Origin of the sequence: Kordia periserrulae (genome assembly GCF_003054265.1) — a bacterium.
GTDB lineage: Bacteria > Bacteroidota > Bacteroidia > Flavobacteriales > Flavobacteriaceae > Kordia > Kordia periserrulae.
Genome location: NZ_QBKT01000012.1, coordinates 19,820 through 33,040, shown reverse-complemented (window position 1 = coordinate 33,040; position 13,221 = coordinate 19,820). Strand labels below are relative to the sequence as shown.

At 37.9% G+C, this 13,221-nt stretch carries 14 protein-coding genes; 9 read left to right on the top strand and 5 right to left on the bottom strand.

The genetic code is table 11. The annotated features are described in order from the left end of the window. Positions 1-19 precede the first annotated feature (19 nt). The 6 genes from C8N46_RS18535 (at position 20) to C8N46_RS18510 (ending at position 4,078) form a co-directional block, all read left to right on the top strand. On the top strand, positions 20-325 hold the full coding sequence (locus tag C8N46_RS18535; protein ID WP_108116606.1) for a hypothetical protein: 306 nt from the start codon (positions 20-22) through the stop codon (positions 323-325). A gap of 60 nt (positions 326-385) precedes the next feature. Further along, entirely contained in the window at positions 386-1,657 is a 1,272-nt protein-coding gene (locus tag C8N46_RS18530) for a DUF2157 domain-containing protein (protein ID WP_108116605.1), read from the top strand. Between the two features lie 4 nt (positions 1,658-1,661). Next, complete coding sequence (locus tag C8N46_RS18525) at positions 1,662-2,216, top strand: GDYXXLXY domain-containing protein (protein WP_146169883.1); 555 nt, start codon at positions 1,662-1,664, stop codon at positions 2,214-2,216. 29 nt (positions 2,217-2,245) lie between these two features. Further along, positions 2,246-2,953: a DUF6263 family protein gene (locus tag C8N46_RS18520; protein ID WP_108116603.1), complete on the top strand. Its 708-nt coding sequence runs from the start codon at positions 2,246-2,248 to the stop codon at positions 2,951-2,953. Between the two features lie 163 nt (positions 2,954-3,116). Further along, positions 3,117-3,578 carry a hypothetical protein gene (locus C8N46_RS18515; RefSeq protein ID WP_108116602.1) on the top strand — a complete coding sequence of 154 codons (462 nt, stop codon included), beginning with the start codon at positions 3,117-3,119 and terminating at the stop codon, positions 3,576-3,578. Between the two features lie 143 nt (positions 3,579-3,721). After that, complete coding sequence (locus C8N46_RS18510) at positions 3,722-4,078, top strand: hypothetical protein (RefSeq protein WP_146169882.1); 357 nt, start codon at positions 3,722-3,724, stop codon at positions 4,076-4,078. Positions 4,079-4,147: 69 nt separating this feature from the next. Here the strand turns inward: C8N46_RS18510 and hemL are convergent, their stop codons facing one another. From hemL to C8N46_RS18490, 4 genes are read right to left on the bottom strand one after another with little or no spacing between them, the layout of a single operon-like run. Further along, a complete protein-coding gene (hemL, locus tag C8N46_RS18505; protein ID WP_108116600.1) occupies positions 4,148-5,434 on the bottom strand; it encodes a glutamate-1-semialdehyde 2,1-aminomutase in 1,287 nt (428 codons plus the stop codon). Positions 5,435-5,457: 23 nt separating this feature from the next. Continuing rightward, positions 5,458-6,300, bottom strand: a complete 843-nt coding sequence (locus tag C8N46_RS18500) for a glucosaminidase domain-containing protein (RefSeq protein WP_108116599.1) — start codon at positions 6,298-6,300, stop codon at positions 5,458-5,460. A 4-nt stretch (positions 6,301-6,304) separates the two neighbouring features. Next, the gene (locus tag C8N46_RS18495) at positions 6,305-7,216 is read right to left on the bottom strand and encodes a 1-aminocyclopropane-1-carboxylate deaminase/D-cysteine desulfhydrase (protein WP_108116598.1); all 912 of its coding nucleotides are present in this window, start codon (positions 7,214-7,216) and stop codon (positions 6,305-6,307) included. A 6-nt stretch (positions 7,217-7,222) separates the two neighbouring features. Next, positions 7,223-7,525 carry a hypothetical protein gene (locus C8N46_RS18490; protein WP_245896958.1) on the bottom strand — a complete coding sequence of 101 codons (303 nt, stop codon included), beginning with the start codon at positions 7,523-7,525 and terminating at the stop codon, positions 7,223-7,225. A gap of 68 nt (positions 7,526-7,593) precedes the next feature. Here C8N46_RS18490 and C8N46_RS20680 point away from each other — a divergent pair, with 68 nt between their 5' ends. The 3 genes from C8N46_RS20680 (at position 7,594) to C8N46_RS18480 (ending at position 10,469) form a co-directional block, all read left to right on the top strand. After that, positions 7,594-7,746, top strand: coding sequence for a DUF5522 domain-containing protein (locus tag C8N46_RS20680; RefSeq protein WP_158269205.1), 153 nt, complete (start codon positions 7,594-7,596; stop codon positions 7,744-7,746). Positions 7,747-7,881: 135 nt separating this feature from the next. Then, entirely contained in the window at positions 7,882-9,870 is a 1,989-nt protein-coding gene (locus C8N46_RS18485) for a urocanate hydratase (RefSeq protein ID WP_108116596.1), read from the top strand. A gap of 44 nt (positions 9,871-9,914) precedes the next feature. Then, positions 9,915-10,469, top strand: coding sequence for a DUF4136 domain-containing protein (locus C8N46_RS18480; RefSeq protein ID WP_108116595.1), 555 nt, complete (start codon positions 9,915-9,917; stop codon positions 10,467-10,469). A gap of 555 nt (positions 10,470-11,024) precedes the next feature. Here the strand turns inward: C8N46_RS18480 and C8N46_RS18475 are convergent. Continuing rightward, positions 11,025-13,097, bottom strand: a complete 2,073-nt coding sequence (locus C8N46_RS18475; RefSeq protein ID WP_108116594.1) for an alpha-ketoacid dehydrogenase subunit alpha/beta — start codon at positions 13,095-13,097, stop codon at positions 11,025-11,027. Positions 13,098-13,221 lie beyond the last annotated feature (124 nt).

The window sequence follows — 13,221 nt, the reverse complement described above, 5'->3', positions numbered from 1 at the left end:
TATGAAAAAGTTTTATCTAATGATTATTTTAATTAGTTTAATTTCCTGTGAAAATTATGGTGAGAAAGGCGATGGAAATGGTAACTTAAAGCATGAATTTTTAACGGAAAAATGTGAAAGTAAACCTAATTATGAAAGCTGGTTGTTTTTGCGCCCCGAAAATAAAACGGTGTGTTACCAATATTTTAATGGTGAAAAATTTTCTGGAACAAGTATTGAGTATCACTATAACGGAAATGTTGCCTTTATCTACACTTATAAGGAAGGCGAGGAAATTGTTGAGAAGCGAAAAGAGTATGATTTCAATGGAACACTTATTAAATAGAATGAAAAATAGTAAAAGTTAGATGAGTTTAACTTTTTGACTTTATAAAAATAAAATATCATGAGTTTAAAAATCACAAATGCGTTACCTGAATTGGTGGAAAATAACATCATTACAGAAGAAACGGCGCAAAAAATCATCGCATATTACGACAAGCCGAAAGAGGTATCGAATTCGAATAAACTATTTATCGTTTTTGGAATTTTAGGTGCAGCACTCGTCGGATTAGGGATTATCTTAATCATGGCGCACAATTGGGACGAGTTGCCCAAATTTGTCAAACTTATCGCTGCCTTTTTTCCTATGATATTAGGACAAGTAGCTTTAGGCTACAGCATTGCAAAAAATAAAAGCATGCTTTGGAAAGAAACTGCCACGGTATTTCTCTACTTTTCTGTGGGTGCGTGTATTGCTTTGGTGAGTCAAGTTTATCATATTTCAGGAAATTTGGAATCGTTTATACTTGCGTGGACTGTTTTATGTACTCCGTTATTGTACGTTACCAAATCGAAATCGGCCATCTTTTTACACTTAATTTTTAGTACCTATTATGCGCTCATTACAGGATACGGATACAATGTGCAAACAACTCCGTTGCTTTATTTTGTATTAATCAGCGCGTGTATTCCGAGATATATTTCTTCTATGAAAGAAAAAGAGTCAGCCATCGCAAACGCTTTACACTGGCTTTTGCCTGCAAGCTTGTTACTATCGTTGCCGGTATGTTATGACCGAAGTCCACAAATTGCGTATTTGTTGTACATGTTTTTGTTTGGAATTTATATCAACATCGGACAGTTTCCGTATTTTAAAAATAAATCCTTGCTTCAAAATGGATATCTGTGTTTAGGAACTATAGGAACCATTATTTTATTGCTATTGACGAGTTTTCACGATGCTTGGAAGTATGATTTCCGTTACGGCGTTGTAGATACGGTAGAAGTAATCAGTGTTATAACGTTATTTTTAGGTGCTTGTTTTGTGTTTTACATAAATACAAAATTTCAAAAGCTACAGCAACTATCCATGTTTCAACTTATTTTTCTGGTCTTTGGAATTATCTTTTTGATTGGATTAGTAGATACGGCTACAGCAACCATTCTCATAAACATATTACTATTTGCCATAGGAATCGTGCTGATTAAAAAGGGAGCAGATCACATTCAATTTAGCACGTTGAATTATGGAATGGTCATCATCACCGCATTAATCATCTGTCGTTTTTACGATACTGAAATCAGCTTTGCCATTCGCGGATTGATCTTTTTAAGTATTGGTGTTGGATTTTTTATCACCAATTACATCATGTACAAAAAACAACTCAAAAAATAAACAGATGAAAAAAACATATATATACCTACTTTTTGGTTTGATGGTCATTGCGCAAATTGTAGCATCAGCGCAAATCGTCTACAAGCATGAAACTGTAATTAATTCAGGGAACGTGTATAAATTTACAACTGCTCCCATTGACCCAAGCGATCCGTTTCGCGGAAAATATATTGTGTTAGATTTTGACATAAACTCATTTCCGACTACTGACGAAGATTGGAATTATGGTGAAAAAGCCTATCTCTACCTTGGGAAAAATGCAAACGGTTATGCATATATAGATACACTTTCAAAAACGAAGTTAGCGAACAATCCGAACGATTATATACTAGTAGAATTGGGAAGTCATTACAATGGAAAAATTCACTTCGATTTGCCTTTTGATACGTATTACATGGAAGAAAGCAAAGCCTATGATGCCGAATTGTTATACCGAGAAAATAACAGACGAGGCGAAGCACAAGAGGTGTATGCTGTTGTACATATTCAAGAGGGAACGCATGTGTTAACGGATGTTGTTGTGAATGGAATTTCCATCAAAGATGCAGTGAAAAAATAGTATATTCGCAATCACACATTTTTTATATTATGAAAAAAATCACTTTTCTTTTGCTTGTTGTCATGCTTACTGGTTGTATGAAGCAACAAGAAATCACGCTTTCATACAGCTTTACACCAAATGAAACACACACATATAATTTCGCTTTATTATCAAAGATTCTAACCATCACACACGAAATTGACTTTAAATTGATAGCAGCCACCAATGACACACTAAAAATAGAAGCTGAAATTCAAGCGATGAGATGGAAAGGTGATGGCGGAGAACTTGAAAAAGAAACGAATGAATACTATAAAAATAATTATATCAACATTCCTTTTGAATTTGCTATTGACACGCAAGGTGACATTTTAGAAAATCTTTCATACAAAAATAGCGGTCGAGAAGAAGCGATTTTTGATATCAATAGTTTCTTTATTGCTTTGCCAAAAGGGAATCTGAAAATTGGCGATTCGTGGACTATCGAAAGACCTGTTGAAGATATGGTATTTGATAAAGTTAAAACCAGGTATACCTTAAAAAAAGTAACTGAAAATTCGGTAGCTATCATTGAAGTTTTTAGCGATTTCAAAGAAGATAATAGCAAAAGAAGTACAGTGGCTTTTTCAAAAAATCTTCAAGGCGATTATGTTCTAAATACTAAAACGGGATTGTTAGAATCTGCGCAACTTACAATTAGTGGATTTAATGGTTTTAGTAATATTTCGGGAACTCTTAGTATTCATAAAAAATAATAACTGTTATGTGTAATATGACTAAGCTATCATAACAAAATGGAAGGCGTACTAAAAAGCTTTTCGTAAAAAGTAATTGTTAAACTCTTGCTAAAAGAAAAAAACTGTTAAACCTTTTCTCAATTAAAAAGTCCTAAAAGCAAGAATTTAAAAAACAACAATTATGAAAAACATCCTGTTTGCACTCGCTATAGTATTCACGTTAAATGTAGCAGCACAAGAACATCCAGAGCACGAAGGAAGAAAAGGCAAAATGAAAGCACACAAAGAATTTTTACAAAGCCTTACTCCAGAACAACACGCAACCTTGCAAACGAAGAAGTTAACATTGGCGCTAGATTTGTCAGAGCAACAACAAGCAAAAGTACTGAGCTTACAAACAAAACAAGCTACAGAGCGTAAAGCCAAAATGGAAGCGCACAAAGCAATGAAAGAGAAAGGTGAAAAACCGACTGAAGAACAGCGTTATCAACTAATGAACGAGCGTTTAGATGCACAAATTGCTTATAAAAAAAGCATGAAAAAAATCTTAACTAACGAACAATATGAGCGTTGGGAAAAAATGCAGCATCACAAAGGAAAACAAAAGAAACAACGAGGAGGAAAACGAATGGCTAAAAAATAATTGCAAGACTGTATCGTCATTAAAACCTCGATTATCGAGTTAAAATTAGAAAAGAGAAGTGAAAAGGCTTCTCTTTTTTTGTTATTTCTACACAATTTTAGTAATATTGGAATATCAATTTAGCTAACAACAACCAACAAATTATGAAAAAATACATTACACTATTCGCATTTGTATGTATGTTATTTTTAGGAATGCAGACAGCTGCGGCTCAAGAAGATGTAGAGCCATCAGCAATGGACACTCCTGAAATTAAAGCCAAACTTAAAACTATAGATTTGGCAAAAACAGTAGAACTTACAGATGTACAAATAAAGCAAGTCTATGAAATTTTCTTGGCGTATGAGAATAACAGTCAAGGAATTGAAGGAATGACTTTAGCGAGAGCTAGAAAAGAAATTACAAATTTATTGTTGCCAGGTCAACGAGAAAAATTTGCAAAAACATTTTCAAAAGAAGTTGCTAGAGAACGAAAAATGGAAAGAGGAAGAGACCAATAAATTCCAAAACATATAAAAAAACTCGGTTGCTATAACCGAGTTTTTTTATGCGTATATTTTAGCAGAAGCTTACAATTCCTTCGCTACTTCTTTTACTGCTTCAATCGTTTTATCCAAATCTTCATACGAAAGCGCATCTGATAAAAACCAAGTTTCAAAAGCGGATGGCGCAATATAAATGCCTCGCTTCAATAAACCGTGAAAAAATTTCTTAAACGTATCGTTATTTCCTTTAGCTGAAGACGCAAAATCAATCACAGGTTCATCGCAAAAATGTACGGAAATCATAGAACCAATTCGGTTAATTTGATAGGTAACGCCAGCATCAGACAATACTTTTTCCATGCCTTCGTGTAAGTACATAGTCTTTTTCATCAAACTTGCAAATACGTCTTCGCGCTCGTTCAACTCTTGCAACATTGCCAAGCCTGCAGCCATTGCCAGTGGATTTCCACTCAAAGTTCCTGCTTGGTACACAGGGCCTAAAGGCGCTAAATGACTCATAATTTCTTTACGTGATGCAAACGCACCTACGGGCAATCCGCCACCAATCACTTTTCCAAAACAAACAATATCTGCATTCACACCTAACAATTCTTGTACGCCACCTTTTGCCAATCGGAATCCCGTCATAACTTCGTCAAACACTAACAAAATATTGTGTTCGTCACACACAGCACGCAATCCTTCCAAAAAGCCTTCTACGGGCGGAATACAACCCATATTTCCAGCTACAGGTTCTATAATAATACAAGCGATTTCACCTTCATTTTGTGCGATGATTTCTTGTACATGATGCAAATCGTTATAACGCGCAAGTAAGGTATCTTTTGCCGTTCCTTGCGTCACACCTGGACTGTTCGGACTTCCAAACGTTACCGCACCACTTCCTGCCTGAATCAAAAAAGCATCACTATGTCCGTGATAACAACCCGCAAACTTTATAATTTTATCTTTTCCAGTATACCCACGCGCCAAACGAACGGCACTCATGCACGCTTCCGTTCCACTATTCACAAAGCGAATCATGTCAATATTAGGTACCATCGACACAGCAAGTTCCGCAATTTTAGTTTCAATCTCAGTTGGCATTCCGAAAGAAGTTCCTTTCTTAGCTTTTTCAACAACAGCATCAATCACAGGTGGATGTGCGTGTCCTAAAATCATCGGTCCCCACGAATTGATATATTCTATATACTGTTTGCCATCTTCATCGGTGATATACGCACCTTTGGCTTCTTTTACAAAAATTGGCGTGCCGCCAACGGCTTTAAACGCACGAACAGGTGAATTTACGCCGCCAGGAATCACTTTCTGTGCTTCAGCAAACAGCGCGCTGCTTCGTTTATATTCCATCTTTTTTATGCTTTTTTTTAAAATTAAAAATCTTTCGGAAGTGGTTTTACAAATAACACCTGACCAATAAAAATATCATTAGTTTCCAATCCGTTTAAGGACTTCAATTTGGCAACGGTGATTTTGTGTTTTCTAGCAATACTATACAACGTATCGCCTTTTTTTACGGTGTAGCGGTCATTATGCGTCGTTACTTTTTGAGCGTCTTCTGGTTTTTTGCCCAATACTTCCGCATCGTATTTATACAATTCGTAACGCTCTATGAGTGAAATTAATTTGTTCGGATATTTTCTGTCGGTTGCGTATCCTGCTTTTTTCAAGCCTCGTGCCCAACCTTTATAATCATCTTTTGGGAGTTTGAACAAACCTGCATAGCGCGATCGTCCTGTTAAGAATAAGGAATGATCGGTAAACGAATACGCCGGATTGGCATACTTTCGGAAACATTCTTGGTCTTCATCATCATCGTGGTATACGCGTTCGCCTTTCCAACCTTTGTGACATTTAATGCCAAAGTGATTGTTAGAACGTAAGGTAAGTTCGCCTTTTCCTGAACCTGATTCTAAAATTCCCTGAGCGAGTGTAATGCTTGCAGGAATACCGTGCAACTCCATTTCGCGTTTGGCAACGTCGCTGTAGGTTTCAATATACACTTCGGTTAAACTTTTGGTAGCGGTGGCTTCAGGAACTTTAATGGTAACATCTGTGGAAGGTTTTATATCCGTTACTTCCTTTTCAGGAACCGTTGTTTTGACAACCGTAGTCGTTTTTTTGGTTTTCTTTTTTGACTTAGAAACCCGATTTTGTGTGCCGCAACTTGATAGTATCAATAATCCTAAAAGTGTATAAATAAGCTGTTTCTTCATCTATTTATATAATCGTTTGTTGTCCTTTTTGCTGTAGTTTTTGGTTCATTCCTGCAATTCCTTGCAATCCGCCAGAATGAATTGCTAAAATACGATTTTGTTTGCCAAAATACCCGTTTTTCATCAAATCAATAATTCCAAAAAGCATTTTTCCTGTATAAATGGGATCAAGCGGAATGCTTGTTTGTTGTTTAAATTGATTGATAAATGCAATCAGTTCGTCTGTCACTTTTCCGTATCCGCCAAAATGATACTTGGTCATCAATTCCCAATTGGTTTTGTTGGTCAATTTCGCGATGTCTTTCTGTAAAAAATCACCTTTCAAGGCTGGAAATCCGAGCACTTTTTGATGTGGAAATGCGCCATTGGTAATTCCTGCAATTGTTCCGCCAGTTCCTACGGCACAACAAATGATATCAAAATCCTGTTCATTTTCCGTGATGATTTCTGCACAGCCTTTCACCGCCAAACTATTTGTGCCACCTTCTGGAATAGTATAAAAACGTCCAAATGTTCGATTTAATTGTGTAGTAAATGCTTTTGAAGTTTTGGTGCGATACGCTTCTCGCGAAACAAAATGCAATCGCATCCCGTTTTGCTGTGCGAATTTGAGTGTTGGATTGTTGTCTATTTTTGTGCGTACTTCTTCTCCTCGAATCACGCCAATCGTTTGAAAACCGTTTAGTTTTCCCGCAGCTGCCACTGCCGCAATATGATTAGAAAATGCGCCGCCAAACGTCAATAATGTAGTATGTTGCTGTGTTTTCGCTTCCGCGAGATTGTATTTCAGCTTCCTGAATTTATTACCAGAAACAAACGGATGAATCAAATCTTCACGTTTGACAAACAAACGCGTATCAGCCTCAAAATCGAGCTTGACTTCTTGAATCGGGATGTTTTTTGTTTCAAATTCCATTCAAGCTCAAAAATACCGTAAAAATTGAAATAACTTTCGTGTTTTTAAATACTCAAAATTGTGTTCGTTTCGATAGGCTTCCTGTTCAAAACTCAAGGTTTTGTAGGCAACATAACTATTTCTGTAAATGCAAAATCGAATCAACCACTCTAAAAAATACACGATATAAAAAGGAACAATCAACAATTCTAGCTGCTGTCGCAAATGAATCTTTTCATGATGAATCAACGTAGCATTGCTTTTATCATTCGCATCACGCAAAAAAATAAAAGGAAACAAGGTAATTCCCCGAAAACCTTTAGGAACCATAAATTTCCATATCAAAACCATGACTATTGCCGTTCAAAATTTGAGCCAATTTAAGTACCTTTGTAGAAATGAAGAAATTAATTCCCATCGAAGAAGGCGATTTTTATCTTTCGCCCGAAGGTTATAAGGTGTTTACGGAGCAATTTCACCTAAAAAGAGGCTATTGTTGCGAAAGCGGTTGCAAACATTGCCCGTACGGATTTAACAAAAAAAGAACGTAATTTCATGGATCATACTTTTATGAAATACAAAAAAGCAACGGCACATTTTCATCGTGTGGACATTCGGTATCCTTAGTACACGCTATTATTAGCAAACTTTAAGAAATACGAATACTTATCTAATCACACACAAAAATGACGTTTAAAGCACATATTTTACAAGGAATTCCAAACGAATTACCAACACCAAAACCCTACGACACCAACATCAATCATGCACCAAAGCGAAAAGAAATACTCTCCGCAGAAGAAAAGAAACTAGCATTGCGAAATGCGCTGCGCTATTTTGACAAAAAACATCATGAAGTATTGTTGCCAGAGTTTAAAAACGAATTGGAAACTTATGGGAGAATCTACATGTATCGTTTTCGTCCAGATTATAAAATGTATGCGCGTCCAATAGACGAATATCCTGGAAAATCAACACAGGCTAAAGCCATCATGTTGATGATTCAAAACAATTTAGATTATGCTGTAGCGCAACATCCGCACGAATTAATTACGTATGGAGGAAACGGAGCTGTGTTTCAAAATTGGGCGCAATATCTGTTGGTGATGCAGTATTTGGCAGAAATGAACGACGAGCAAACGTTGGTCATGTATTCTGGGCATCCGCTAGGATTGTTTCCATCGCACAAAGATGCGCCAAGAGTGGTGGTAACTAACGGAATGATGATTCCGAACTACTCACAACCTGACGATTGGGAAAAGTTCAACGCATTAGGCGTTACGCAGTACGGACAAATGACCGCAGGAAGTTATATGTATATCGGACCACAAGGAATTGTACACGGAACAACGATTACGGTACTCAACGGCGGACGAAAAATTGCCAAAAACGGTGAAGGTTTGGAAGGAAAACTATTCCTCACTGCTGGATTGGGAGGTATGAGCGGCGCGCAACCCAAAGCTGGAAACATTGCAGGTTGTATAACCGTCTGTGCGGAAGTCAATCCGAAAGCAACACAAACGCGTCACTCGCAAGGTTGGGTAGATGAAGTTATTCATGATCTAGATGAATTGGTCACAAGAGTTCGTACGGCAAAAGCGAATAAAGAAGTCGTTTCTATTGCCTATCAAGGAAATGTGGTGGATGTTTGGGAAAAGTTTGATGTGGAAGATGTGTTTGTCGATTTAGGAAGCGATCAAACCTCGTTGCACAATCCGTGGGCTGGTGGATATTATCCTATCGGACTTTCCTATGAGGAATCCAATGAGATGATGGCAAATAATCCTTCGCTTTTTAAAGAAAAAATACAAGAAACCTTGCGCAGACACGCAGCGTCTGTTAACAAGCATGCGGCAAAAGGAACGTATTTCTTTGACTATGGAAATGCCTTTTTGTTGGAAGCTTCTCGCGCTGGCGCAGATATCATGGCAGAAAACAATATCGATTTTAAATATCCAAGTTACGTACAAGACATTATGGGTCCAATGTGTTTCGATTACGGATTTGGACCTTTCCGTTGGGTTTGTGCATCTGGAAAACCAGAAGATTTAGCCAAAACCGATCAAATTGCGTGTGAGGTATTGGAAGAAATCATGAAAGTATCTCCTGCGGAAATTCAGCAGCAAATGGCAGACAATATTCGTTGGATACAAGGCGCGCAGGAAAACAAACTGGTCGTTGGTTCGCAAGCGCGAATTCTTTATGCCGATGCAGAAGGGCGCGTGAAAATTGCGCAAGCGTTTAACGATGCTATTGAACGTGGTGAAATTGGACCAGTCATTCTCGGTCGCGATCATCATGATGTTTCTGGAACCGACTCGCCTTACAGAGAAACTTCAAACATATATGATGGTTCTCGATTTACGGCAGATATGGCAATTCACAATGTTATTGGTGACAGTTTTAGAGGTGCTACTTGGGTATCCATTCACAACGGTGGTGGCGTTGGTTGGGGCGAAGTAATTAATGGTGGCTTCGGCATGGTTCTTGATGGTAGTAAAGAAGCATCAAAACGTTTGCAATCCATGTTATTTTGGGATGTAAATAATGGAATTGCCAGAAGAAGTTGGGCGCGAAATGAAGAAGCTATTTTTGCGATAAAGCGTGCCATGGAAGTCGAACCAAATTTAAAAGTAACACTTCCCAACATGGTAGACGATGCGTTATTAAGTTGAAACCTCGATTACGTATAATATAGTAACCCAAAAAAAGCAGTGATATGAAAAAATTAAAACTACTATTTCCAATAGTTGCCTTATTGCTCGTCACTTCTTGTATTTCGGTAAGAGTGGTTGCCGATTATGACCAAGAAGCAGATTTTAAATCCTATAAAACCTTCGCGTTTTATAAAACTGGAATTGACCAAGCAGAGATTTCAGACTTAGACAAAAAAAGAATTCTTCGATCTATTGAAAATGAAATGATTGCCAAAGGTTTTGTAAAATCAGAGAATCCAGATTTATTGGTAAACATCATGACCAAAGCGAACAAGCGCGTAGACCTTAACAACAATTGGGGTTGGGGTGGCTTCGGCGGTTGGGGCTGGGGCTGGAATCCTTGGATTTGGGGCGGCGGAATGCAAACCGTACGAACTCGCATTGAAGGTGTCCTTTACATCGATTTGATTGATACCAAACAGAAAGAATTGGTATGGCAGGGAAGAGGCGCAGGAAATTTATTAAATACAAGCAATATTGAAAAGAAAGAAGCGCGTATTCAAGAATTTGTCAAGGAAATTATGAAGGAATATCCGCCAATGGCAGAATCGCAATAAAGACAATATCACATAGAGAAAAGCCTTGAAGCATTTAGTTTCAAGGCTTTTTTTATTTTTTCTAATGAAAACAGCTATAAAAGCACCGCAGCTTTTATTTTTTTCTCCGCTACTTTTAGGTACAACCTCCGCATCTTTCTACGAAAACCTCCGTTGCTTTTGTTCAAAAGTACCGCAGCTTTTTTAAAATGACTGATTTTCGTCTGTAAATCCATAAAAGTTTTGATGTTTTTGGACTAAAAATGCTCTTATCTTATGGTTGCAAACGCTTTAAATTAGCATATTTTAAGTTTCTATTAGAATTCGCATCTAGCGTAATTTTATATATTTACGATTAAGAATTAGATTCGCTTCGCTGCTAGAGTCTAGACCGCTTTGCTATTAGATTTTTAGACTTTTTTTCTATCGCTTTGCTCAATTCAAGTTTTTTCGTTTTTTTCAACCTGTCATTCCTGCGTAGGCAGGAATCTATTATTTTGATTTTGAAAACTTCACTTTGCTGCTAGACGCTAGGTATTTTCAAATCATCAAATTAACACATTAACAAATTGACAATTAAAACATTAACAACTCTTCAATCTTCACTTTTACTTTTTCTGTAGATGGAATCATAGTTTGTTCTAATGTGCTGTTGAGTGGAATGGCAGGCATGTTTTCCGAACCAATTACCATGACTGGCGCATCCAAATATTTAAAGCATTTTTCTTGAATCATTCCCGCTATAGCGCGCGCAAACGAGTTGTTGACAGGTTCTTCGGTAACGATCAAACACTTTCCTGTTTTTTGAACCGATTCGATAATTGTTTCTTCATCTAATGGAAACAACGTTCGCAAGTCGATGATTTCAATATTTTCGCGTCGTCCTTCCGAAGCATTCATTGCCCAATGCGTTCCCATTCCGTAGGTAATCACTGTTAAAGTTTCTTTTTCGTCTTGCTTCCATATTTCTTGTAGCACATTTGCTTTCCCGAAAGGCAACATATAGTCTTCTGAAGGCTCTATCGAAGTTGCGCCTTTGGTGCCTGGTACTTTTGACCAATACAAACCTTTATGCTCTAAAATAACTACGGGATTTGGATCGTGATAAGCTGCTTTCATCAAACCTTTTAAATCGGCTCCGTTGCTTGGATAGGCAATTTTGATACCTCTAATATTCGTTAAAACAGATTCTACCGAAGATGAATGATACGGTCCGCCACTTCCATATGCCCCAATCGGCACACGTAGAATCATAGAAACAGGCCATTTTCCGTTAGATAAGTAACACGAACGACTCACTTCCGTAAACAACTGATTGAGTCCTGGCCAAATATAATCGGCAAACTGAACTTCCACGATGGGTTTTAGTCCAACCGCACTCATTCCCACCGTAGAACCCACAATAAAGGCTTCTTGAATAGGCGTATTGAACACGCGGTCGTCTCCAAATTTTTGCGCTAAGGTTGCCGCTTCACGGAAAACACCACCCAAACGGCCGCCTACATCTTGTCCGTAAAGCAGACATTCTTTGTGTTCGCGCATGAGTTCTTCAACCGCAAATAAGGCACAATCAACCATCACGACTTTTTCTTCGCGTGCTGGACTGCGTTCGCCAACTTCAGCTGTTACAGGTGTTGGAGCAAAATCGTGTGTAAATAAATCGGCTGGTGTTGGATCTTCTGCTTGTACCGCTTCTTCAAAATCAGCTTTTACTTTGGCAATAGCGTCTGTTTCTATCTTTTTTATGGCTTCCGCAGAAAAACCATTGTCTACTAACTGCTGTTTTAACACAGGATACGGATCGCGCGAGCGTGCTTCTTCCAAATCGTCACGGTACCATTCCATACGCACACCTGAAGTATGGTGATTGAGCAATGGAACTTTCGCATGAACCAAGATAGGACGACGTTCGTCACGAATAGTTTTAATCACTTTTTCCAGCGTTTGATAGCTTTCTATAAAATTAGCACCATCAATAGAAATTGCTTCCAATCCTTTGAAACCTTCTGCATATTCTGCGGCATTTTGCGCTCTGGTTTCCGCTTCATTTGCGGAAATATCCCAACCATTGTCTTGTACCAAATAGAGAATAGGCAATTGTTTTAAGGCTGCCATTTGAAACGCTTCTGCAATTTCTCCTTCGGTCACCGAAGCATCTCCCAATGAACACACCGTGATTGGATTCAAATCGCGCGTATCTTCAAACGGAGAATCTTTTGCCGCTTGGTCTTCAATGCCTTGGATTTCTTTGTATTTCATTCCCATCGCAACACCTGTAGCAGGAATGGTTTGCATTCCCGTAGCCGAAGATTGGTGTGGAATTTTAGGTTTGTCTGCATCTTTTAAACTTGGATGCGAGTAATAGGTACGTCCACCAGAAAACGGATCGTCTTTTTTAGCTAAGAGTTGCAACATTAAGTCATACGGACGCATTCCGATAGAAAGCAACATGGCATCATCACGATAGTAGGGAAAGGCATAATCTTGCGGAAGCAATTGCATGCCCACTGCACACTGAATCGCTTCGTGTCCGCGTGAAGTTGCATGTACGTATTTAGAAACTTGCTTAAAATTGTCTTCGTATAATGTTGCCATTGCTTTTGCTGTACAGAGCAATGAAAATCCTTTTTCTAGTGTTTTTTTGTTCATGTTTTTGGTCACTTCGCTTTAGTTCTTTATTGTTTGTTTTTTGTGGATTTGTGAAGTTAATTGAGTTTGTCGAAGTGTCAATTCAAAATTCAGCATTCAACATTTCAAAATAATCTCAATACTC

Bases quoted from the DNA above. Each gene is read 5' to 3' on its own strand.
- C8N46_RS18535 (WP_108116606.1), top strand. From the start codon at position 20: ATGATTATTTTAATTAGTTTAATTTCCTGTGAAAATTATGGTGAGAAA.
- C8N46_RS18530 (WP_108116605.1), top strand. From the start codon at position 386: ATGAGTTTAAAAATCACAAATGCGTTACCTGAATTGGTGGAAAATAAC.
- C8N46_RS18525 (WP_146169883.1), top strand. From the start codon at position 1,662: ATGAAAAAAACATATATATACCTACTTTTTGGTTTGATGGTCATTGCG.
- C8N46_RS18520 (WP_108116603.1), top strand. From the start codon at position 2,246: ATGAAAAAAATCACTTTTCTTTTGCTTGTTGTCATGCTTACTGGTTGT.
- C8N46_RS18515 (WP_108116602.1), top strand. From the start codon at position 3,117: ATGAAAAACATCCTGTTTGCACTCGCTATAGTATTCACGTTAAATGTA.
- C8N46_RS18510 (WP_146169882.1), top strand. From the start codon at position 3,722: ATGAAAAAATACATTACACTATTCGCATTTGTATGTATGTTATTTTTA.
- hemL (WP_108116600.1), bottom strand. From the start codon at position 5,434: ATGGAATATAAACGAAGCAGCGCGCTGTTTGCTGAAGCACAGAAAGTG.
- C8N46_RS18500 (WP_108116599.1), bottom strand. From the start codon at position 6,300: ATGAAGAAACAGCTTATTTATACACTTTTAGGATTATTGATACTATCA.
- C8N46_RS18495 (WP_108116598.1), bottom strand. From the start codon at position 7,216: ATGGAATTTGAAACAAAAAACATCCCGATTCAAGAAGTCAAGCTCGAT.
- C8N46_RS18490 (WP_245896958.1), bottom strand. From the start codon at position 7,525: ATGGTTCCTAAAGGTTTTCGGGGAATTACCTTGTTTCCTTTTATTTTT.
- C8N46_RS20680 (WP_158269205.1), top strand. From the start codon at position 7,594: ATGAAGAAATTAATTCCCATCGAAGAAGGCGATTTTTATCTTTCGCCC.
- C8N46_RS18485 (WP_108116596.1), top strand. From the start codon at position 7,882: ATGACGTTTAAAGCACATATTTTACAAGGAATTCCAAACGAATTACCA.
- C8N46_RS18480 (WP_108116595.1), top strand. From the start codon at position 9,915: ATGAAAAAATTAAAACTACTATTTCCAATAGTTGCCTTATTGCTCGTC.
- C8N46_RS18475 (WP_108116594.1), bottom strand. From the start codon at position 13,097: ATGAACAAAAAAACACTAGAAAAAGGATTTTCATTGCTCTGTACAGCA.